Here is a 22,258-nt window from a genome sequence, read left to right as displayed (position 1 = left end):
TCCAATGACCGGGATGAATATGGAACATTAGGCAGGACGACAAGCAGGAAGATAATAGAATTAAATTCGCTTTATCCGATTAAGACGAAGATGAGCAGACCGCTGTTTATATTATAAATAGCGGTCTTTTTTTATACGGAGAGAATCTTATCGAACAACACCGGACACTATTTCAGATGAGGGACAGTCCAATCGATCCAAGGAGGCGGGGCAATGCCGAGCAATCAGGAACGCAGACCACCGGAAGAAGGGCAGCAGTGTGATGTGCTGATCGTCGGAGCCGGTCCGACCGGACTGACACTGGCGATAGAATTAATGCGCAGAGGGGTAAGCTGCCGGATGATCGACAAGGCAGCAGAGCCTTCCCGCCAGAGCAAGGCGCTGGGCATCATGGCGCGTACGCTGGAGCTGCTGGATCATTCGGGTATTACAGAGCAGCTGGTGGAGCAGGGACAGCCGGTAAAAGCCGTACAGGTACGCAGCGGTACCAGTATACTGGCGGATGTGGAGCTGACACCGATTATCCGCAGCCGGTATCCGTATATTCTCACCCTGCCGCAGAGCCGGACAGAACAGGTACTGTATGAGCGGTTGACCATGCAGGGAGGAATTGTCGAGCGATCCACCGAGCTGGTCGCGTTGGAGCAGCTGCAGGGGGAAGGGGCGGATTTATCGGATACTACGGTGCAAGCGACGATTACCTCTGCCAAGGGAAGCGAAATGATTCGTACCCGCTGGGTCGTCGGCTGCGATGGAGCCCATAGTACAGTCCGGCATCTGCTCGGTCTCTCCTTTGGCGGAGATGCGATTGCCCAGCAGTTTGGACTGGCCGATGTCCATGTTCATTGGCCGGTGAAGCCGGAGGGAGTACGAATTTATCTGCATCAAGGGCATATTGCAGCCTTTTTCCCAATGCCTGAAGAGCGGTACCGGGTTATTATCGCTGCACCGCCGGATGCCCCGTTCACCGGTGAGCAGCGGCAGAGCGGTTCGTCGGCGCATAGTCAGACGGATGTTACTTCTTCTCATGGAGAATGGTCCCGACCGGAACCTGACGATGCCGAAGGTGAATATGCACCGCTGGATTCAAACCATAACGGTTCGGCAGAGATGGCGCTGCCGGATATTCAGCGGATTGTGGATGCCTGCATGCCGGAACGAGACAGGGTGGAACTGTATGATCCGATCTGGACGGCACGCTTCAAAGTAAATGAGCGCAAGGTGGAGCATTACCGCCGGGGTGCAGTCTTCCTCGCAGGAGACGCAGCCCATATCCATTCTCCGGTAGGCGGGCAGGGAATGAACACCGGCATCCAGGATGCGGTGAATCTGGCCTGGAAGCTGGCCCTGGTCTGTAACGGGCAGGCGTCTGCAGCCATACTGGACAGTTACGATGAAGAGCGCGAACCGGTCGCGCGTGCACTGCTGCGATGGACCGGCTTGTTCACACGGCTGGTGATCAGTCGGTTGCGGCCGCTGACCTTTATGCGTAATACGGCTGCGCCGCTGCTCTCCTCCCGCCGCTTTGTACAGCTGCAGGTGGCCGAGCGTCTGTCGGAGACCGGCATTCGTTATCCGCACAGTCAGATCGTCAGCCAGGGAAAAGGATGGCACAGAGGCATGCCGCTGCCCGGAGAACGTGCTCCGGATGGGGGCAGACCGGATCGTGGTGTTGTCTCCGGCAGGCATGTGCTGCTGATATTCCCCGGCACGGTACAACCGGAGCTTTCTCCATCTTCCGCTGCACGTAAGGATGTGGAGGATCTGGAAGAACGGGATGAACGACCGCTCTGGATGAGGGTCTCGGATTCATGGCGGAACGTGATTGATCTGTCCGTACTGCTGCCGGATCAGCCGCTGATGCTGCCGCAGCCTCTGCCTGCCTATTACGAGGTGGATCATGCCCAGCTGCTGCATCGACTGTATGGAATGGAGCGCGGCGGATATGTGCTGCTGCGGCCGGATGGTTATATCGGTTTTGTGGGAAGTCTGGCGGATGAACTGGAGTTAATCGGCTGGGTAAACCGGTTTTTTCGTATTCCGGTCCGTTATTCATAAAAAAATATCAAACAGTGCAGTGGAAGGGAACTGTATGAGCGGCGGCTATTGTGAGTCTTTCATGATAACAACCGCTCGTCAGTCTCCCGGGTGAATCACGAAAATATGTTCGTTTCCTATACCAATCCGGGGAAGGCATCATGTATAATATGGGATATTATGTTGACCAATTACGGAAGAAAGGCAAGGTTGTCCCATGATGTTATCTTCTCCGGTATCCTGCACGGATAAATCGTATATTGCCCTGCTGAGCTTCGAGGAAGATCGGGGCTTTTTCCTGCATATTTCCTATGGAACTCAAGCGATGGAGCTGGAGAAGGCCATGGAAGTGCAGCAGCTTGTGATGGGCCGCTCATTGAGCGGCAGTGACCGCTGGCAGATCAGTGCCGCGGGACACAGTGAATGCCTGCTCATGCCCGAAGAAGCGGGCAAGCTGTACAGCCGCCTGCTGCGTCTGCTGCCTGGTACACTTGAACTGGAAGAAGGCATTCCGGTACAGACCTACTGGGACAAGCATGCCGCCGCGGTACTGGCTGGCGGCGAATCGTTCTCGTCCACTTCCCTCTATGAGTCCGACTATATAACGGATGTGACGGATGAGGCAGATGAGGCAGTCAATGAATATGCTGCAGATTCATCCTCCGATGATCATATAGCTTATGCTCCGTCTGCCACAGAATCGGCATCTGCGACCTATCTGCATACAGCAGCAGTACAGGAATCAGGGATTAGCTATGGTGAGCCGGAGGAGTATATTCCGTATGAAGAGGAATCTTTTGCAGGGGATATTCATCAGGAGGTGCGCTGGGTACTGGAAGGACGCCGGGAAGAGCGCAGCGGAATCGGACAGGTGACAGCCGTACCGATGATCGAGATCGGCGGCATTCGTTATCCGGCGATTGAACTGTCACGCCGTCTGGGCTCGGCAGGCAGTTATGTGCAGCTCGATGGACACGGACAGATTGAGACGGAGCGTCTGCGTGAACTGGGACTCGGTCCCATGGGCAGAATGGCCGATGGCACTTCACTTGACCGCAACAGCAAGCTGACCCCGCAGGAGATTATCCAGCGCGGCTCGGAGCGGCTGCGCGGTCCGTGGGAAGAGATGGTCATCCCCGAGCTGGAACTGCCGGATACCAACCGGGGCATCCACGGTCATTTTGACTTTCTGTGCCGATGGGGAATATCCGGGGGCATATTGGGCGGTGTGATGAGGCATGCCGAGGAAATGGGAGAGTGGCTGTATGAGCTGCTTCGCCGCGCTCCAAGCTGCCGCATCGGTCTGATCGGCAAGAAGTCCCTGCTCGGTACACTGCACAAAATGTGGTCAGTCACGCTCGGCGGGTTCTGGCAGGATGCCGATACACGTCCCCCAGGCAAAGGAAATCCGGATCACGGCGGTCTGATCGCCGTACCGGTCAGTATGCTGACACAGCGCGGCACAGTACTGCCCGGCGGTGTGGATATCGCCATCTATCTGGAGCCGGACGAGATGACCGGCGACGTATCCAGCAAAATGTATAAAGCGATGAATAAAATCAACGCCCGGCTGCGCCTGTCCGTCTATTCGGCGGAGCAGCGGCTGGATGAACCGCATATGCGAACCGCCCAGACCAGCCTGCTCAAGCTGTTTCATTCGGTCGTGCGCGAATATGCGATTGCCGACCCGGATCATCCGCTGACCGGGCTTCCGCCTGCTTTTGCCATGACGATCCGTAAGGCTGCGACAGGAGCAGGCGCAGCGCCTGCAGTGGAGATGCGGACAGGAGGATTTGCCGAGTTCGAGCTGGGAAGTGAAGATCAGGGATGGAGCATTCCGGCACGTCAGGAGCAGCCGAATACAATGATCCGTCAGGGGCAGCGCAGGGCATGGACGGATTCATCCGATCGTTCCCGGCGGACGGCAGGGCTGCTGGAAGAGCTGTCCCTGCAGGGAATCGAGATCGGGATATCGGGCCATTCGCACGGCAGTAATCCAGGAGACAGCCGACCGATTGGGCAAAAGGATACTCCTGCCGAAGAAGGATCACGTTCGATACCTTTCCGCTCGCTGGTTCATGCAGCGGACAAGGTGGATCACGAGAAATATACAGGTATGGAGATTCATCTGGCACCGCTGGATCTACAGGTGCAGCCGCTGTATGGTCTTCCGTTGGCCGGTCGTCCCGGTTCGCTTGCCATACCGGAATATGAGGCACAGCAGGCCGACCTTCCGCAGCGCGATGCAGAGCAGCCGCATTCATCGGCCGCTGACGAATCCGACCCGGCTATCCTGCTTGAGGACGGATATGCACTGGATCTTGAAATGGAGATCGAACCGCTGAATATATCCGCTTTTGCCGCGCCTACTGCAGCCGAAAGGGGCAGACCGGTTATAACAGAGGCAGAGCAGGAACAGACCCGTTCGATGTCTTCGATTCAGAGCGCCGAACATATCTTTGCCCGCCGGGCACATGAGATGATGGAGCATGCCGAGGAAGAAGCGGAGTTTGTGCCGTTTATGAGCTACTGGCCAACCTATGAGAGCATGACCTGGCGGCAGAAGAAATGGTACTTTTACTGGCGTCAGGAAGTCCGGCAGGGCAGATATCCGGTGACGGATCTGTCGTATATTTTCCTGCTTTGTTATGAAGTGATCAATGGAGCAGGCTGGCAGGAGCCGGTCGAGGGACATCATCTGCTGATGAATCTGTGGCGCAGTTACAGGCAACGGTTCAGCAAGCTGGACCGGTATCTGCCGCAGTGGATTGTGGACTTTTCCCAGGTGCATGAACTGCGGGAGCCGCTGATCGAGCTGCTGCGGGAAGTGCCGCGTCATCTGCCGGTCGAACTGGCCGATCTGGAATGGGAACGAATCTGGAGCGCATCGCCGGCAGTTATTCCGTTTGACCTGCTGCCGCAGCTGATCCATTATGATATGGAGCGCAGCCGCTTCTATGCAGAGGTGGGCGGCGAGCAGATGCGGGAATATATCCCCAAAGTGCTGGCTGCAGTCGATGCCTTTCTGGACAAGCAGCAGGGCATCCGGCTGATTCAGCTGTTCCGGCCGCCAGTATACCGAGAGACGGAGCGTTACCTGTTCCGCAGTGCGGTCTATGATTCGACCCGTTATGGCCGGACTTGCACCATTCGCCGTCTGCCGCTGACCGAGCATACGCCGCTGCGTGAATTTTTGACCGGCATCGTCAAGCTGACGGAAAATGAGCTGCGCCGTCATCTGGGATTCAGCGGCCGTCTGCGGATCAGTCCGCCGGTCGAGCCGGAGATTGCGCGTCTGATCGAACGGTATGTGAAGCGTGCCTTTACCGTGCCGGAAGAAGCACCCGCGCCGCGTCAGGTACAGATCGATGCGAGTGTGCTGGAGAAGCTGCAGGCGGACTCGGATGTCGTACGCGATATGCTGACCCTGCAGGAAGAGGAAAAAGCAACCATCCGCCGCGAACAGGCCGAGGAAGCGCTGCTGGAAAGCTGGAGTCAGGCAGCCGCTGCGGTGGAGCCGGATCATAATGATCCAGTGATCATTTCAAAAGAACTGACGGTAGCATCTGCGGCGGCGGAGGAGTACGAAGCAAAGACACAGTATATGGAAAATCCCCATGAATACAAAGAATACAATCAAGATCAGGATCATACGCACCGGATCGGCGCGTTGGATCAGGACTCTGCAGCGAATACGACGGCAAATAAAGTCTCTGTCACAGAACAGTCCGTCTCGCTGGCCGCCGCTCGCCTGCATCTGACCGACGAGCTGGAGGAAGAATGGAGAGACTGGGCCGAGGCGCTGCAGTCGCAGCATATCGGATTCCTGGCGGCTGTCCTGGATGGCGCGGCCGAGCATGAGCTGCAAAAGATTGCCGGTACGCACGGTACAATGGCCGCGCTGCTGGCAGATGAGATTAACGACCTGGCGATGGATACAATCGGCGATCTTCTGCTGGAAGATGGGACCGTGATGGAAGAATACAGATCATTGCTGGATGCAATCATCATGAGGTGAACTGGAAATGAATGAAGTGAAAATACCCAAACGGGTCACAACGGCGCTGGTGAATTCCTTTGCCGCCGGGGTGGTCCCGCGTATCGGACTGGAGCATATCGCTGTCGGTCGTAAATATGAAGTGGAATCCATTTTGCGTGAACTGGAAAATGTCGCCGATGGCGGAGCAGCGTTCAAGCTGATCACTGGACGCTACGGCAGCGGGAAAAGCTTCCTGCTGCAGATGATCCGCAACTATGCGATGGACCGCGGATTTGTCGTCGCCGATGGCGATCTGTCACCGGAGCGCCGTCTGACTGGTGCCAAAGGGCAGGGACTGGCCACGTACCGCGAGCTGATGACCAATCTGTCGACACGCACCCGCCCGGATGGCGGAGCGCTGGAATCCATGCTGCAAAAGTGGATCTCCAATCTCCAGCAGCAGGTGATGGAAGAAAATAACGTCTCTCCCGATGATCCTTCGATCGGTATCGAAGTGCAGCGCCGGATTCATGCGGTCACCGCAGAGATGGAGGGCTGGGTGCATGGTTTTGATTTTGCCAAAGTACTGTCCGCCTACTGGCAGGGCATCCGGCTGAATGAGGATACCCTCAAGCAGTCCGCCCTGCGCTGGCTGCGCGGCGAATACCAGACCCGCACCGAAGCCCGCCGGGAATTGAATGTAAGTGTCATTATCGATGATGACGGCTGGTATGATTACATGAAGCTGTGGGCGGAATTTGCTGCCCGGATCGGCTATCGTGGTCTGCTGCTGTTCGTCGATGAAGGCGTGAATTTATATAAAATATCCAACAGTGTCTCCCGTCAGAGCAACTATGAGAAGCTGTTGACGATCTTCAACGATACAATGCAGGGCAAAGCTGGGCATCTCGGCGTCTTTGTCGGCGGTACGCCGCAATTTGTCGAGGACCCGCGCCGCGGTCTGTACAGCTATGAAGCGCTGCGCTCCCGGCTGTCGGAGAGCCGGTTCGGCAGCAGCGGCACCAAGAACTTTGCCGGTCCGGTTATTCGCTTGGAAATGCTGTCGCATGAAGAGATTCTGCTCATGCTGCACAAGCTGCAGGATATTCACTGCCAGCATTACAAGTATGAACGGGTGCTGGAACAGCATCAGCTCGTCGCCTTTATGCAGACCGCTGTATCGCGGCTTGGCGCGGATGAGCTGCTGACTCCCCGGGAAGTGGTGCGGGACTTTGTCGATCTGCTCAATACGCTGCACTTTAACGAGGAGCTGACCTTTGACGGGCTGCTTGGCCAGCTGGCGGAAGCGCCTGCCCAGGTCTATAGCGGAGCGATCGACCGGAATGATCCCGATATGATCATTCATCCGGGCTCCTCTTCGTCAGCAGGTGGACGCAAGGATGCGCGGGCACAGACTGGTCCTGCAGCCTCCACTCAGCCGGATGAAGTCGATGATTTCCTGGCGGAGTTTGACCTGTGAGCGGGCATCCGTTTTACCGGCTGGCTCCATTTATTCAGGAATACATTTACCGCAGCGGCTGGAAAGAACTGCGAGAAGCCCAGGTGGAAGCATGCCGGGTACTGCTTGATACGCCGCATCATCTGCTGATCGCGTCGGGTACTGCCTCGGGCAAGACGGAGGCGGCCTTTTTCCCGGCGCTGACTGCGCTGTATGAGCAGCCGTCCCGTTCGGTCGGCATTCTGTATATCGGGCCGCTCAAGGCGCTGATCAACGACCAGTATGAACGGCTCAAGGGTGTGCTGCGCGATTCGGAGATTCCGGTGTGGCATTGGCACGGCGATGTACCGCAGTCACACAAGACCAAGCTGGTGCAGAATCCGTCCGGCATTCTGCAGATTACGCCTGAGTCGCTGGAAGGTCTGCTTATGAACAAGCCCAATGCGATTCCGGCGCTGTTCGGTGATCTGCGCTATATCGTTGTCGATGAAGTGCATGCCTTTATGGGTGCGGATCGGGGCATTCAGGTATTGTCCCAGCTGTCCCGCATTCAGCGGCTGGCAGGCTGCCGTCCGCAGCGGATCGGATTATCCGCGACGCTGAGCGATTATGAGAGCGCCTGTCACTGGCTGTCTTCCGATACCGGACAGCCGGTCGAGGTCGTCTCGCCGCAGGGTTCGCGCAAGCTGCGCATCAGCATCGAGCATTTTTCCTTTCCCGACGCGCGCAATGAAGAGCAGGCCCAGCAGCTGGAGTATGCCCAGCAGGCATATCATAATTTCATCTACGATCAGACCCATCACAAAAAGGCGCTGATCTTCACCAACAGCCGCTCGGATGCGGAATATCTGACTCTGGAAATGAGGCGGGTCGCCGCCAAACGGCAGGAGCCGGATATTTTCCATGTGCATCATGGCAGCATCTCGGCGATGCTGCGCGAAGAAGCCGAAGCGGCACTGCGCGAGGGCTACGGACCGGCAGTGGCAGCTGCCACACTAACCCTCGAACTGGGCATTGATCTCGGGGAACTGGAGCGGGTCATTCAGCTGGGAGCACCGTATTCATGCTCCAGCTTTGTCCAGCGTCTTGGCCGCTCGGGCAGACGGGAAGGATCGGTCTCGGAGATGATCTTCGTTTGTCCGGAGGAAGAGGACGAGCAGGCACAGCTGCCGGCACGGATGCCGTGGATTATGCTGCGAGCGATTGCCGTTATCGAACTGTATGTCAAAGAGCGCTGGGTCGAGCCATTCAGCGCACGCAAGCTGCCGATCGGTATTTTGTATCATCAGACGATGAGCACACTCAAAAGTATGGGCGAAGCAGAGCCGTCCGAGCTGGCGCGCGCGATTCTGACACTGCCGCCGTTTCGTCATTTTACGGTGGAGCAGTATCAGCTGTTCCTGCAGTATCTGCTGCAGCTGGATCATATTCAGCGGACCGAGGAAGGAACGCTGATCATCGGTCTGGCCGGGGAGAAGATCGTCAACAATTTCCGCTTTTATGCGGTGTTCAAGGATGATGAGGAGCATTCGGTATACAACGGGTCGGAGGAGATCGGTTCGATCACGACTGTACCGCCGCCGGGCTACTGCTTCTCGCTCGCCGGCAAGCTGTGGAAAGTGGAAGAGGTTGATACCCGCCACAAAGCCGTCTACGTCAAATCGTCCAAGGGCAAAGTGGATACCCTCTGGCTCGGTGCAGGCGGTGATGTGGATACCCGGATTATGCAAAAGATCCGCGATATTCTCGCCTCCTCTGACATCTACTCGTATCTGGCGCCAAATGCAGTCTCGCGGCTGGAACGTGCACGTCGTCTCGCTAGAGAAACGGGACTGCTGGAGCAGATCGTGATTCCGGCAGGCGGCGATTCCTGCTTTATCCTGCCATGGGTAGGCAGCAAGGCGTTCCGGACACTGGAGCGCCTGCTCAAAAATAATTTGTCCGAGCGTCTCGCCCTGCGCGCGGTAACGCCAATGGAGCCGTATTATCTGGTCGTCTCCGGCAAAGCCGATGCGGCCGAGATACTGGCGGAGATTATCGCCGAGTGCAAGCGGATCGATTATCCGGAGCAACTGCTGGCCGATGAGGAAGCCCCTTATCTGGGTAAATACGACGAATTCATTCAGCCTGGACTGGTCCGGCAGGCATTTGCCATGGACGGTCTGGATATGGAGGGACTGCGCAGCGGACTGAATGTGCCCGGTGTGCAGATCAATATGATGCCTCCGATAAATGAAGATCACTATACAGGTATAAACGAAGAAGCTGGAGAGTATTAATCTCCAGCTTCTTTTTTGGGTTGGATAGATGGCTGGAATAATGCGGTCAGCAGCGGGACTATTCGCGCCGCCAGCTGCTGCGGCGTCTCACGGTCGCTGGATCGTTCCTGGCTTCACTGAAGCGTCGAACCATACAGCGACCAGCTGACCATGGTAGCAATTACTTTCGGCTGGACAGGTTTCTGATCCGGCTGCTGCTTTTGGCTATTTTACAATAACTCCTGTCTGGGCAGAAGTGACAACTCCTTTATAAATCCTCGGTAAAATGGTCCAGCACCATACAGCCGGCGCCCTGAGCCACAATATTGTAGGCTTCACTCGATTCATGCAGCTGGATAGAATGGTTCGGATAATGGCTCAGCCGGCTCTGTGCGGTAGCTGAAGCGACTTCGTAGAAGAGCGGCTTCGGAACGAGCGTACCGCCGAACACGACTACATCCGGACGCAGCAGGAAAACAAGATTGCTGAGCCCGATGCCAAAATAATAAGCGGCATCCCGGATTACTTCCAGACAGAGCGAGTCTTCCTGTTCGAGTGCACTGAGCACATGATGGAATCCGATCTCCTGGATATCACTGATTCCGTCTTGCAGCATCGATACATGACCGCGCTTGATCCGCCGGATCACTTCATCCCGGATCGCCGGCAGGCTGCTATATGCCTGTAGACAGCCATACGATCCGCAGCTGCAGCGATGGCCGTGGATATCCACAATCATATGACCGAACGCATCATCCATCTCTGTGCGGCTGCGCACCATTCGTCCCTGCACGATCATACCGCAGCGAATCCCAATATCACTGGAGACAAATACCAGATTGTCGGACGTCTGCCAGTAATGATTGCGGTATTCCGCCAGCGCCGCCAGATTGGTTCCGTTATCCAGGAACACGCGGATATTGGTCAGTCGTCCCAGCATCTCGACGACAGGCAGCTCCTCCCAGCCTTCAGCAGGAAACAGATGGGCTTTGCGGAGAATGCCATGCTCCCGATCGATAGGGTCGAGCACCCCGACGCCGATGCCCAGCAGCTGTTCTGTCCGGATATTATGCTGATTCATAAAGTTCAGCACACAGCCGGAGACAAACATCAGCGTATATTCCCCGGTACAGCGGGAATCCATCTGCAGCTTGGCTGTATCCAGAATATTCAGCTTGAGATCGAGCAGCAGTACAGTAGTGTACAGACTGGTAATCTCCACGCCGATCAGATAACAGGCTTCCGGCTGGATCACGTACATGAGCGGCCGCCGTCCGCCGCTGGACTCTCCAATACCGCTGTCATAAATAAGCCCGGCATGTACCAGTTCTTCCAGCAGACGCGCGCAGGTCACATTCTTGTAGCCGGTCATCTCGGCAAGGGTATTTATACTTACAGGTCCGAGCTTTCGTACCAGGCTGTATAGCAATTTCAGGTTTTTAAGTTTTGGGGAGGTTAATCCGACAAATTGCTTTAACATATTAGTCCTCCAACATAGTGGTATGTCGAGCATACGGGTTAGTTGTATTTTATATGAATATTCCATAAAAAAGAAGTTTGACTTGCGTCTCTTTTTATAATAAATGATAAAAGTTGATTTATTATTATTTGTTTAATTCTATAATAATAAATTGTATAGATACTTTTTATATAATATATTTAAAGTTCGTTTACATCCGTTATGTTATGCATTAGACTTAATACCGTCCAACACCTGCACAGCCGAAATGAAACCGATGATACCAGCGTTGCCACTCATAATATGGAGGGAACTATAATGCACAATATGAAGGATATTCAGCAGACCAAAGATTTTCTCATGAGTCAAACTACACATCGTCCGACAATCGGTCTGATTCTCGGCTCCGGCCTGGGATCGCTTGCCGATGAAATTGAGAGCGCTTTTACGATTCCATACAGCAAGATTCCCCATTTTGCCAAATCCGAAGCGGTAGGCCATGCCAATGAGCTGGTGATCGGACAATTGATGGGCAAGACTGTGGTTGCCATGAAAGGCCGGTTCCATTATTATGAAGGTTTCACACTGGATGAAGTTACATTCCCGGTACGTGTTATGAAAGCACTGGGCGTGGAAAATGTGATTATTACTAATGCCTGCGGCGCAATCAATACCGACTTCCAGCCGGGTGAACTGATGCTGATCACCGATCATATCAATCTGGTGGCAGCCAACCCGCTGATCGGTCCCAACAACCCGGAGCTGGGTACTCGCTTTCCGGATCTCTCCAAGGTCTATCATCCAGAACTGCGCCAGATCGCTTCCCAGGTGGCACAGGAGATGGAGCTGTCCCTGCAGCAGGGTGTATATGCATGGTGGAGCGGCCCGGCTTATGAGACACCGGCGGAGATCCGCATGATCCGTACGATGGGCGCGGATGCTGTGGGCATGTCCACCGTACCCGAAGCGATTGTCGCTACCCATGCCAGCATGAAAGTACTGGGCATTTCCTGCCTGACCAATATGGCCTGCGGCATTCTGGATCAGCCGCTCAATCATGAGGAAGTGATCGAGGTAGCCGGCCGTGTCAGAACCGATTTTGTCCGGTTGATCAAAGGAATTTTGGAACACCTGGAATAAGTGTGAAGCAGGAGTAAATTGCTTCTGTAGAGTTAAGATGGGGTGAAGTATTGAAAGGGATTATCTATATTTTACTGGGTGCATGCAGCTATGGTGTGCTGTCCACCTTTGTAAAATTGGCGTATCACGACGGATTTATCGTCAACGACGTCGTAGGCATTCAGATGCTGCTCGGCGCATTGTTGTTATGGGGATTTCTGCTCATCAGCCGACTCGGCCGAAAAAGCAGACGCGCTCCCCGATATGCGGCTATCAGCCGCAGACAGATTGTGCTGCTCACGGTTATGGGCTCTACCACCGGATTAACCGGTATGTTCTATTATCTGGCGCTGCAGTACATTTCCGCTTCACTGGCGATTGTGCTGCTGTTTCAATTTACCTGGATGGGTGTACTGGCAGAAGCAATCATCAGCCGCAGACTGCCCGGTACAGGCAAGCTGCTGTCGCTGATTCCGCTGTTAATCGGCACATTGAGCGCCACCAATCTGCTGGCGACAGGATTCAGCGGTATTCACTGGCTGGGCTTCGTGTATGGTCTGCTGGCAGCAGTCTCGTATACGATCTTTATCATGCTGAGCGGCAAAATGGCCGTGCAGGTCAATCCGATGCTGAAGACCGCTCTGATGGTAACCGGTGGATTTATCGTTTGCGCGGTTCTGCTGCCGCCAACATTTTTGTGGGATGCAGGTCTGTTCATGAAATTGGCGCTCAAATACGGTTTGGCGCTCGCTTTTCTCGGTCCATTCCTGTCTACACTCATGTTCTCCAAGGGAGCGCCATTAACCGGATCAGGCATGGCTTCCATTCTGGGTGCCGCAGAACTGCCTACAGCCGTGCTTATGTCAGCGATTGTGCTGAATGAGCAGGTTGGCCTGCCGCATTATATAGGCATGCTGTTGATCCTGCTTGGGATTGTTTTTCCGGAAATATGGAGAAGGATCGGGTCACGCCGGCATTCGCTGTCTTCCAAATATCACAACCTGTAAATGTAATCTGTAAGTGTCGATTGTAAGTACCAGGTGTAACTATCAGAACATGAAGCCTGTGCAAAAGCATCTTTTACGGTAATCACCGGATAAAGTTTGGGATATCCGCGCCATAACGATAAGAGGTGCTTTTTTTGTGCTGTACCAAAAAGGTTTTATAAAGTTGACAAGACCCGTTCACTTAAATATAATCTACTTATTAAAAGTAAGTTAACGACCATAAATGTAATTGCTATGACAAATAAAGATACTGAAAATCATTAGAGAAAGGGGGATTCGATGGATCTGAATACACAGGCCTGTATTGTCGGAGCAGGGCCGGGTGGAGCACTGCTTGGTTATCTGCTCGCTGCCCAGGGGGTATCGGTGATCCTGCTGGAACGGCACGGGCATATTGACAAAGAGTTCCGCGGTGAACATCTGAATGCAGTGGGCGAGCGGATTCTCCATCAGCATGGACTTTATGAGCAGGTTCGCCGGGAAGGACTGCTGCAGATGGAGCGTGTGGAATATTTCCAGAATGGGGAGATTATCAAGACTATTCTGCCGGGACCAGGCGAGGAGCATACCGGTATTCATGTGCCGCAAAAGAATCTGCTGCACGTTCTGCTCGGGCAATCCTTGAAGTTCCCCAACTACCGTCTTATGATGGATACAACCGTCACCGACCTGATCCGGAACCCACTGGATCACCAGATTACCGGTGTCCGGGTTCGTCACGATGGCAAAGAGCTGACGATTCACAGCCGGCTGGTCATTGGGGCGGATGGCAGATATTCGACCGTTCGCAAGCTCGCTGGCATCCAGGCGACCATTATCAAGCATGGATTTGATCTGCTGTGGGCCCGCATTCCTGCACCGGACGGCTGGCCGCCTACTGTGCGTATGGCGCTGGCACAGGAGGCCCAGCTGGCGCTGTTCTCCCAGCAGGGTGGCTATATCCAGATCGGCTGGAATATTCCGCAGGATACGTATCCGCAGCTGCGCAAGTCACCGGTTGATCCGTTTGTCGAGGCACTGATTCATGCCTTTCCAGAGCTGCAGGCGACTGTGCAGGAGCATATCCGCTCCTGGAACGACTTTGTTCTGCTCAAGGTGCAGAGCTGTGTATGCGATACCTGGGTACAGCCTGGACTGGTCATTATGGGCGATGCCGCCCATACGTTCAGCCCGACCGGAGCGATCGGCGTGAACAGCGCGATGCAGGATGCCCATGTGCTCGCCCCGCTGCTGCTGGAAGCACTGGCTGCAGACGACGTGAGTTTGGAGCGGCTTGGTGCTTTTGAACAACTGCGCCGTCAGGAGACGGTGGATGAACTGGACAGCCAGTTCATGCGGGAAATCGGTTTTCGGGCCCACTTTCCGGCTCATCAAGCCTGAAGTTCCTTTTATTACATGAATAATCTATCTGGAACCACGATACAAGATTAATAATTCTCTGTTAGAGTAAGTATAGGAGCCCGGATATCCCTCAATAAAACAAATATTGCAGGCCGGATGCTGATCCAATTGGAAGCTATCGACGTATTTACAAATACAGCATTCCCATTTCCGGAGGTAATTGATATGATCAACCCTAAAATTGCAGCTGCACTCCAGAATCACATTCAAATTGTACCGACCGGCGAGAAATTCATCTATCTGGTCGGCCCGATCCGTCTGCCGGTCAATCTGGACGGCGAGACTGTTGTGTTCCAGTGGTACTGCTGGCTGCGCTGCGACAGCATGCCGGGCGCCGACTGCGGAGATCGCAGCTATGACCACGCCGCTATTATCGAGATGCTCTCTTCCTCCAATCTGGCCGAAGCCCAGCAGTCCAGCGTCCTCGTCTATGGTGATTTCAAGGAATCGCCGGATGCGCTGATCCGGATGCACAGCATCTGTCATACCGGTGATATTTTTGGCAGCAAGCGCTGTGATTGCGGATACCAGCTTAAGCAGTCGATGAAAATGATCGCCGCTCACGGCTCGGGTGCGCTGTTCTATCTGGCCAACCACGAAGGACGCGGTATCGGTTTGTTCAGCAAAGCGATGGCCTATGTACTGCAGGAGCAGGGTCTGGATACGGTCGAAGCCAATCTGGAACTGGGCTTTGAAGACGATATGCGCAACTATGACGATGCGATTGCTGTACTGAATCAGCTGCGTCAGCTGCCGGTCACCTTGATCACTAACAATCCGCGCAAGCTGGACGCTCTTCAGCGCTCCGGTGCGGAAGTGAGCGGCAGAGTTCCGCTGTGGGGCGATATTTCCGAATTTAACGAGAAATATTTGCAGACCAAGGTCGACCGTTCCGGACACTTCGGCAGCGGCCCGCTGACCCATGTGATTACGGATTAAGCCTACAACCGGAAGACCTGCGTGCAGCTTCATGCAGCAGGGCTTTCGGTTATGTTATATTTCTATAAAGCATTAGCGACATCCTTTAGCTCCATGTCACTTTATAATATAAAGTACATGTAATTGTAACATGGTAGAAATAGGAATCGTTTGGTAAAATTCGTAGACAGAGTAGTAGATGACAGACTGCATAAAGATAGAATAAACAGATAGAGATATGCAGCTGTTTCTTCAAGACATCGCGGCAGGAGGTGAGTTTCTTGGAAGAGCTTAGATTGATTGAAGCATGCATCGAACAAGAGCGCCGGGAACTTAATGAAATGGTACAGTTTTATGACCTTCAGGACCACCGCGTATTGGACCAGTCGAGAAGAGTAGACACCATACTTAACCATTACAATCATTTGAAGCAGGCATTATTAGGTACTCGAAGTTCAATCGTAGGGTCATAAGCATTCAAGCAGGGAATATAAGTATTGGAGTGAACACATACTTACTTATAAGCTTGGGATATTATAGGGAACAAATATAATATAATGGATAGGCCTCCGTGCAGACGGGGGCTTTTTTATATGCCCACACATCAAAAAGGCACAACGGGAATAGTCCCGATGTGCCTGTATATCCGCAGCAGTGCTGCAGAATAGAATTTAGAAGTTAAAGTTGTCCGGATCCGGACCGGTGCGCTCGTTTTTGTTGAGTGCATTCAGCTGATCCACTTCATCCGCTGTAAGCTGGAAGTCGAAAATGTTCGCGTTATCCACGATACGCTCTTCTTTGACCGAGCGGGTCAGCACGACTACGCCTTTGTCCAGTACCCAGCGCAGCAGTACCTGAGCCGGGCTCTTGCCGTATTTCTCGGCAATGGCGGTTACGACTTCGTTGTCGAACAGCTTACCTTGCGCCAGTGGGGACCAGGCTTCGACCTGGATGCCTTTTTGGGCGCAGTAGTCGAGCAGTTCGTTTTGCGTCAGCAGGGGATGGAATTCGATCTGGTTCACGGCAGGCACTACTTCTGCGTCTGCCAGCAGATCGTCGAGGTGATGCGGCTGGAAGTTACTTACACCGATCGCACGGATGCGGCCTTCTTTGTACAGTTTCTCCATGGCGCGCCATGAATCTTTGTATTTGCCTTTTACCGGCCAGTGGATCAGGTACAGATCCAGTACGTCCAGACCGAGTTTCTCCATCGTCGCGTCAAAGGCTGCTAGTGCGGATTCATAGCCCTGGTCACCATTCCACAGCTTGGAAGTGATGAAGAGCTGGTCACGGGGAACGCCGGAGTCGCGGATCGCTTTACCGACACTTTCCTCATTTTTGTAGGCGGCAGCGGTATCAATGGAGATATAGCCTGCCTTAATGGCGGCCGTAACGGATTGTGTTGCGTCTTCGCCTTCCTCTACCTGCCATACGCCGAGACCGAACCAGGGCATTTCTACGCCATTGTTCAGTTTTTTGGTGGAGCGGATATCAGTTGTCATGATTGAGTTCCTCCTCTTGGTCGCTAAGATTGCTTCTTATAAATCATACCCTATTTTATAGTTATTAATCGATAGTACGTATATTTTTGTCATTTGTCGTCTCTGGATAAATGAATCCGCGGCTTCCTGCACCGAATCCCGTGTACATCAGACTGGCTGCAGCAGCGACGAGCAGCATCAGCGGAATCGTCCATGTACCGGTCGTATCATGCAGCACACCGAACAGGGTCGGTCCGCACGCAGCAAGCAGATATCCGACAGATTGGGCCATGCCGGATACTTCGGTGGCCTCTTCCGGTGTACGGGTGCGCAGGTTGAAGAACATCATCGACAGACTGAAGGCGGCGGCCCCGGCAATCCCGAGCAGAACCAGACAAAAAGCAATCCAGCCCATATGCCCGCTGCCCATCATAATCCCGAGCAGTGCGATCAGATACAGCACGACCGTGCCGAATACGAGCACACGCTGCGTCTTCAGCCGGGCGGCCAGAATCGGAATAATAAAATTAAACGGCAGCATTGAAAACTGCATCAGGGACAGCATATAACCGGACTGTACGCGGCTCATACCCTGCTCCTGCAAAATATCCGGCAGCCAGGCAATGGACACGTAGTAGATCATCGACTGCAGTCCCATGAAAAAGGTGATTTTCCAAGCGATCGGTGACTTCCATACGCTGTGACCGGAAGTGTGCGAACGGGCAGCCAGCTTGGCGACTTTGTTGTGACGCAGCTGCGGAATCCAGCAGAGCAGGGAGGCCATCGCCAGCACCGTCCAGGTGAGCAGCGAACCCTGCCAGCCCAGTCCGGCATTGACCGCCAGCGGCAGGCTAAGCGCGGATGCAAGCGCGGCAAATACATTGGTACAGATCGAGTAGACGCTGGTCATAATCCCGATGCGGAGCGGAAATTCCCGCTTGATCAGCCCGGGCAGAATCACATTCAGCACTGCAATCGCCAGACCGGTCAGGAATGTACCGGTGATGAGGATACTGATGCCGCCGAACGGACGCATCCAGCCGCCGACGACCAGAATAACCATGGCAAAGAAAATAATTTTCTCCATGCCATAACTGCCGGCCAGCCTGGCGACAAACGGGGACAGCAGCGCAAACGCCAGCAGTGGAATCGTCGTCAGGAAGCCGGCCATCGTATTGGATACGGTAAAGTCCTGCCGGATCTGTTCCAGCAGCGGACTCAGACCGGTAATCGGTCCCCGCATATTAATGGATACAAACAGGATACAAAAAACGAGAAAGGCCATATTCCGCGTAGATGCGGAAGAGCCGGGAGTTTCGATAGTTGTGCGCATTGCTTATAAATTCCTTTCCATGATGATACCGGTGAAATGAGAAATATAATTGTCGACGATAGAGGCTGCACGGTCGGGCTGCTGCTCACGAATCGCCAGAATCAGATCACGGTGTCCGGTATGGTAATGATCATTGCTCATCTCGGTCGTACTCAGGATGGACATCTGAATCTGCACGAACAAATTGGCATACAGGTCGATCAGCAGTCCATTATACGACGCAGCCACAATGCTCTGATGCAGCTTCATATCGACTTCCACAAACGCTTCTACATCGCCCTCGTCGGTATACTGCTGACACAGGTCGGCATACCGATCCATGGTCTGAAGATCTTCTTCGGTCCGCCGCAGACAAGCCAGCCGCACCGCTTCCCGGTCCAGTGCATGACGCACCTCCATGATCTCTACCATCGTCGAACGCTGCACACGCTTTTGCAGAACAGAGTTTAATTCACTGCTCGCCGTCACAAAGGTCCCATCCCCCTGCCGGGTAGATAGCAGCCCCACATGCACCAGTGCCCGCACCGCTTCCCGTAATGTATTGCGGCTGACACCAAACTGCTCCATCAGCTCCGCTTCACGAGGGATGCGCTCACCGACCTGCCAGTGCCCTTCCTTGATCCGCTGCTCAATCTGCACATACACCTGATCCACCAGCGATTTCTTTTCCAGCTTGTCAAACAAAAGACTCACTCCCAAAGGTAGGATGATTGGTACATTGGCTATTCTATAAGAATAATCTCTATTTCGCAAGATGGTTGGGGATAGTTGTGAGGTTGGCAAGGGTTACGGATTGTCCAGCGTTTTGCTTCATCCGCTGCAGAAAGGAATAAGGGCACGTCCTCCGGTTAAGCCTGGAGATTCTTGAATAGGGTATTGGAAATGAGAATCTCCAGACTTAAAGGTCGTCCGGTGCCCTTATTTCCTTTCTTCCGCTCTGCAAAACTGTGGGAATCCGTAAACAATGCAAACCCATAAATCGGGGTGGGGTAATTTGTAACCTTTACATTCGTCAGATCATGCGTTCATAATCCAGCAGAAAGCAGAAAGCAGAAAGCAGAAAGCAGAAAGCAGAAAGCAGAAAGCAGAAAGCAGAAAGCAGAAAGCAGAAAGCAGAAAGCAGAAAGTAGTAGCCGCAAATCCAGCCCTCCTCCCTAAAATCCTCCCCCACAAACCACACCTCATAAACGCAAAACCATACCCTGCACCCTGCAGCAACCACCAACCGCTCCTCTCACCAGCCTATTACCCTCTCTCGTCTTTATCCCCCTGCCACCGCCCCCTAATAAAAAAGAATTTAAATCTTTCCCTAAATTGCGGGATGGGAGAGCTTGGCACGGAGCGGAGGGAATGGAATCCTTCTAGAGCCATCCTTTAAGACCGGCTATCGACTGCTGAAGGCAGTCATTCAAGATAGCTGGTCTTAACAGAGGGCGGCAGAAGGATCCATTCCCGCAGCGCTGTCCCTAAGCAACCTCCACCCACAACTCCCCCGCAAATTTAAATTCCTTTTTATTTAATTTTTACATAAAAGAGGAATACGCTAGATAAAAACGAATTATGATAAATAAAGAATCAACTGTCCCATCGTTTGACCATTTAGCCAGAGGAGGAACGTACATGCAAAATGCAGTATCCCGAAGGTTTCATCTGATTTTCCTTGCCCTGATGCTGACGGCTGTATCCCTGTTTGGAGGTATGCCGGGTACCAAAGCAGAGGCGGCTTCAACACTTACTGTGGCACAGGCGATTCAATCGCAGACCGCAGGCACGATTACCGTTACTGGAGTGATTGTCGGACATGCCAGTGGGGCACAGACGGCGGATTTCAGCAGTCCGTTTGCCAATGATTTCAATCTGCTGCTGGCAGACAGCAAGGGGGAGACCAGCAACAGCAAGCTGCTGAATGTACAGATTCCGAGCAGCTATCGTTCCCAGTTTGGACTGCAATCCAACCCAGGGCTGATCGGCCAGACGATTACGGTGACAGGTACCGCAGGTACATACAATAATTATCCGGGTGTAAAAAGCCCGACGTCGATGACGATTGGCGGAACTACACCAACAGACCCAACTAATCCAACCGATCCGACGCCAGGTACACCAGGCACCGGAACGACACTGCCGGATGGCACAGGCAAAAAAGTACTGTTCGACAATACGCATGGACAGACAGCCGGAGCAGCCGACTGGATCATTAACGGTGGATTCTCCGACTTTGCAGCTGGACTGCGTGCAGTCGGCTTTACGGTAGAATCGCTGGAGCGTCCGATTCCGTACACATTCGGCGAACAGGCGATCACGTATGACAAGCTCAAAAATTACGATGTATTCGTTCTGGCCGAGCCAAACGTTCCTTTCAAATCAAGCGAGCAGGCAGCGATGCTGCAGTATGTCAAAGCAGGCGGCAGCATTTTCTTTATCGGTGATCACTACAACGCCGATCGTAACAAAAACCGCTGGGACGGTTCCGAGGCGATGAATGGCTACCGCCGCGGCGCTTACAGCAACCCGGCCAAAGGCATGAGTGCAGAAGAAGCCGCTTCCCCGGCGATGCAGGGTGTAAGCAGTTCCGACTGGCTGGGTGCGAACTTTGGTATTCGTTTCCGCTACAATGCGCTGGGTGATGTAAATGCAACCGATATCGTTGCTTCGAATCAGTCGTTTGGCATTACGGCAGGGGTCAAATCGGTAGCGATGCATGCCGGCTCCACGCTGGCAATCGTTGATCCGAGCAAAGCCAAAGGCATCGTCTATGTACCGTCCGGCGTCTCCAAATGGGGTAACGCGGTCGACCAGGGCGTATACAATGGCGGCGGACGCAATGAAGGACCTTATGCAGCGATCTCCAAGCTGGGCGCGGGCAAAGCAGCCTTTATCGGAGACTCTTCTCCGGTAGAAGATGCTTCACCCAAATATCTGCGCGAAGAGAACGGCGCATCCAAGAAAACCTATGATGGATTCAAAGAGGTGGACGATGCCACACTGCTCGTACAGACAGTGAGATGGCTCGCCAACAAAGAAAGCTACACGAGCTTCAGTGCAGTCAGTGGACTGACGTTGGACAGCCCGACACCACTGCTGCCGATCGAGACACCATCTTCTTCGACCGAACCGCAGGCTGAACCGTGGGCGACGCCGCAAGCAGGCTACAAATGGTATGATCCAAAAACATTCAAACCGGGTTCCTACGGCGCAGCTTCCTGAGTGGAATCCCATTTCTAACGAGATACAGCAAAACAGCCTCTTCTCCTGTACCAATACAGGGAAGAGGCTGTTTTTTTATGCGCAGCTTGATATTATACCGACAGTATATGCTTTATCCATTCAGACGATTTACATCAGGAACGTCCCGATCACAAATGAAATACCGATGATCAGCGAGCGAAGCAGCTGAGCCATGGCCATGTTGCCATTTTTGATCTGCTCGCATACTTTGGTGCGTGGGGTGATCAGATCGAATAGGATATACACCAGGCAGAGAATAGCGATGCCGACCACCGACCAGATAATCACATCCAGCCAGTTGTTCGAGTTGATCGATACGAGTCCGACAATAATACAGAGGCCGAGCAGCTTGCTGCCCATATACATTCCGGCTGCTTCATTGCCCTCGGCAATCTCCTTGTTGTCGTTATACCGGGTGACCAGGCTGAATATATAATAACCGACCAGCAGTACGGCAAATAAGATGACCAGTCCAATCCCGACATGTAATAAATCCGTTCCAAAATGTCTCAACAATAGTCCCTCCTGTAAATTAAGATGCTTCATGCATCGTTCAATATCATGCAGTTTTCGAATTCG

Annotated in this window: 15 protein-coding genes; 10 read left to right on the top strand and 5 right to left on the bottom strand. The window is 53.5% G+C overall.

The genetic code is table 11. From position 1 onward, the window contains the following. Positions 1 to 213: 213 nt before the first annotated feature. The 4 genes from M1D61_RS20390 (at position 214) to M1D61_RS20375 (ending at position 9,754) form a co-directional block, all read left to right on the top strand. Positions 214 to 2,058 (top strand): FAD-dependent monooxygenase, encoded by a 1,845-nt coding sequence (locus M1D61_RS20390; protein WP_458120383.1) that lies wholly within the window; start codon positions 214 to 216, stop codon positions 2,056 to 2,058. A gap of 196 nt (positions 2,059 to 2,254) precedes the next feature. Next, complete coding sequence (locus M1D61_RS20385; RefSeq protein ID WP_458120382.1) at positions 2,255 to 6,055, top strand: TerB N-terminal domain-containing protein; 3,801 nt, start codon at positions 2,255 to 2,257, stop codon at positions 6,053 to 6,055. A 7-nt stretch (positions 6,056 to 6,062) separates the two neighbouring features. Next, a complete protein-coding gene (locus tag M1D61_RS20380) occupies positions 6,063 to 7,496 on the top strand; it encodes an ATP-binding protein (RefSeq protein WP_458120381.1) in 1,434 nt (477 codons plus the stop codon). Further along, positions 7,493 to 9,754, top strand: a complete 2,262-nt coding sequence (locus M1D61_RS20375; RefSeq protein WP_458120380.1) for a DEAD/DEAH box helicase — start codon at positions 7,493 to 7,495, stop codon at positions 9,752 to 9,754. Before M1D61_RS20380 ends, M1D61_RS20375 begins: the two co-directional genes overlap by 4 nt. Before the next feature lie 247 nt (positions 9,755 to 10,001). On the opposite strand, the gene M1D61_RS20370 is transcribed toward M1D61_RS20375, so the two are convergent. Next, a complete protein-coding gene (locus tag M1D61_RS20370; RefSeq protein WP_458120379.1) occupies positions 10,002 to 11,213 on the bottom strand; it encodes an ROK family protein in 1,212 nt (403 codons plus the stop codon). Between the two features lie 297 nt (positions 11,214 to 11,510). Here M1D61_RS20370 and M1D61_RS20365 point away from each other — a divergent pair, with 297 nt between their 5' ends. From M1D61_RS20365 to M1D61_RS20345, 5 genes are all read left to right on the top strand, one after another. Then, a complete protein-coding gene (locus M1D61_RS20365; RefSeq protein WP_458120378.1) occupies positions 11,511 to 12,332 on the top strand; it encodes a purine-nucleoside phosphorylase in 822 nt (273 codons plus the stop codon). A 50-nt stretch (positions 12,333 to 12,382) separates the two neighbouring features. After that, positions 12,383 to 13,318, top strand: coding sequence for an EamA family transporter (locus tag M1D61_RS20360; protein WP_458120377.1), 936 nt, complete (start codon positions 12,383 to 12,385; stop codon positions 13,316 to 13,318). Positions 13,319 to 13,597: 279 nt separating this feature from the next. Then, a complete protein-coding gene (locus M1D61_RS20355; RefSeq protein ID WP_458120376.1) occupies positions 13,598 to 14,698 on the top strand; it encodes an FAD-dependent monooxygenase in 1,101 nt (366 codons plus the stop codon). Between the two features lie 186 nt (positions 14,699 to 14,884). Then, a complete protein-coding gene (locus tag M1D61_RS20350) occupies positions 14,885 to 15,658 on the top strand; it encodes a GTP cyclohydrolase II (protein WP_458120375.1) in 774 nt (257 codons plus the stop codon). A 320-nt stretch (positions 15,659 to 15,978) separates the two neighbouring features. Next, a complete protein-coding gene (locus M1D61_RS20345) occupies positions 15,979 to 16,110 on the top strand; it encodes a hypothetical protein (protein ID WP_458122573.1) in 132 nt (43 codons plus the stop codon). A 198-nt stretch (positions 16,111 to 16,308) separates the two neighbouring features. Here M1D61_RS20345 and M1D61_RS20340 read toward each other — a convergent pair whose 3' ends face one another. The 3 genes from M1D61_RS20340 to M1D61_RS20330 form a co-directional block, all read right to left on the bottom strand. After that, on the bottom strand, positions 16,309 to 17,139 hold the full coding sequence (locus tag M1D61_RS20340; protein WP_046213777.1) for an aldo/keto reductase: 831 nt from the start codon (positions 17,137 to 17,139) through the stop codon (positions 16,309 to 16,311). Between the two features lie 64 nt (positions 17,140 to 17,203). Next, complete coding sequence (locus tag M1D61_RS20335) at positions 17,204 to 18,451, bottom strand: CynX/NimT family MFS transporter (RefSeq protein ID WP_458120374.1); 1,248 nt, start codon at positions 18,449 to 18,451, stop codon at positions 17,204 to 17,206. Positions 18,452 to 18,454: 3 nt separating this feature from the next. Further along, a complete protein-coding gene (locus M1D61_RS20330; RefSeq protein ID WP_458120373.1) occupies positions 18,455 to 19,135 on the bottom strand; it encodes a FadR/GntR family transcriptional regulator in 681 nt (226 codons plus the stop codon). Positions 19,136 to 20,119: 984 nt separating this feature from the next. Here M1D61_RS20330 and M1D61_RS20325 point away from each other — a divergent pair. Further along, the gene (locus tag M1D61_RS20325; protein WP_458122572.1) at positions 20,120 to 21,658 is read left to right on the top strand and encodes a DUF6359 domain-containing protein; all 1,539 of its coding nucleotides are present in this window, start codon (positions 20,120 to 20,122) and stop codon (positions 21,656 to 21,658) included. 129 nt (positions 21,659 to 21,787) lie between these two features. Here the strand turns inward: M1D61_RS20325 and M1D61_RS20320 are convergent, their stop codons facing one another. Further along, positions 21,788 to 22,225: a DUF350 domain-containing protein gene (locus M1D61_RS20320; RefSeq protein ID WP_458120372.1), complete on the bottom strand. Its 438-nt coding sequence runs from the start codon at positions 22,223 to 22,225 to the stop codon at positions 21,788 to 21,790. Between the last annotated feature and the right edge of the window lie 33 nt (positions 22,226 to 22,258).

This window comes from Paenibacillus sp. Z6-24, assembly GCF_054161335.1.
The sequence above is the reverse complement of the archived record's forward strand: the minus strand, read 5'-3'. Positions and strand labels throughout refer to the sequence as shown.

Bases quoted from the DNA above. Each gene is read 5' to 3' on its own strand.
- M1D61_RS20390 (WP_458120383.1), top strand. From the start codon at position 214: ATGCCGAGCAATCAGGAACGCAGACCACCGGAAGAAGGGCAGCAGTGT.
- M1D61_RS20385 (WP_458120382.1), top strand. From the start codon at position 2,255: ATGATGTTATCTTCTCCGGTATCCTGCACGGATAAATCGTATATTGCC.
- M1D61_RS20380 (WP_458120381.1), top strand. From the start codon at position 6,063: ATGAATGAAGTGAAAATACCCAAACGGGTCACAACGGCGCTGGTGAAT.
- M1D61_RS20370 (WP_458120379.1), bottom strand. From the start codon at position 11,213: ATGTTAAAGCAATTTGTCGGATTAACCTCCCCAAAACTTAAAAACCTG.
- M1D61_RS20365 (WP_458120378.1), top strand. From the start codon at position 11,511: ATGCACAATATGAAGGATATTCAGCAGACCAAAGATTTTCTCATGAGT.
- M1D61_RS20355 (WP_458120376.1), top strand. From the start codon at position 13,598: ATGGATCTGAATACACAGGCCTGTATTGTCGGAGCAGGGCCGGGTGGA.
- M1D61_RS20350 (WP_458120375.1), top strand. From the start codon at position 14,885: ATGATCAACCCTAAAATTGCAGCTGCACTCCAGAATCACATTCAAATT.
- M1D61_RS20345 (WP_458122573.1), top strand. From the start codon at position 15,979: ATGGTACAGTTTTATGACCTTCAGGACCACCGCGTATTGGACCAGTCG.
- M1D61_RS20340 (WP_046213777.1), bottom strand. From the start codon at position 17,139: ATGACAACTGATATCCGCTCCACCAAAAAACTGAACAATGGCGTAGAA.
- M1D61_RS20335 (WP_458120374.1), bottom strand. From the start codon at position 18,451: ATGCGCACAACTATCGAAACTCCCGGCTCTTCCGCATCTACGCGGAAT.
- M1D61_RS20325 (WP_458122572.1), top strand. From the start codon at position 20,120: ATGCTGACGGCTGTATCCCTGTTTGGAGGTATGCCGGGTACCAAAGCA.
- M1D61_RS20320 (WP_458120372.1), bottom strand. From the start codon at position 22,225: ATGAAGCATCTTAATTTACAGGAGGGACTATTGTTGAGACATTTTGGA.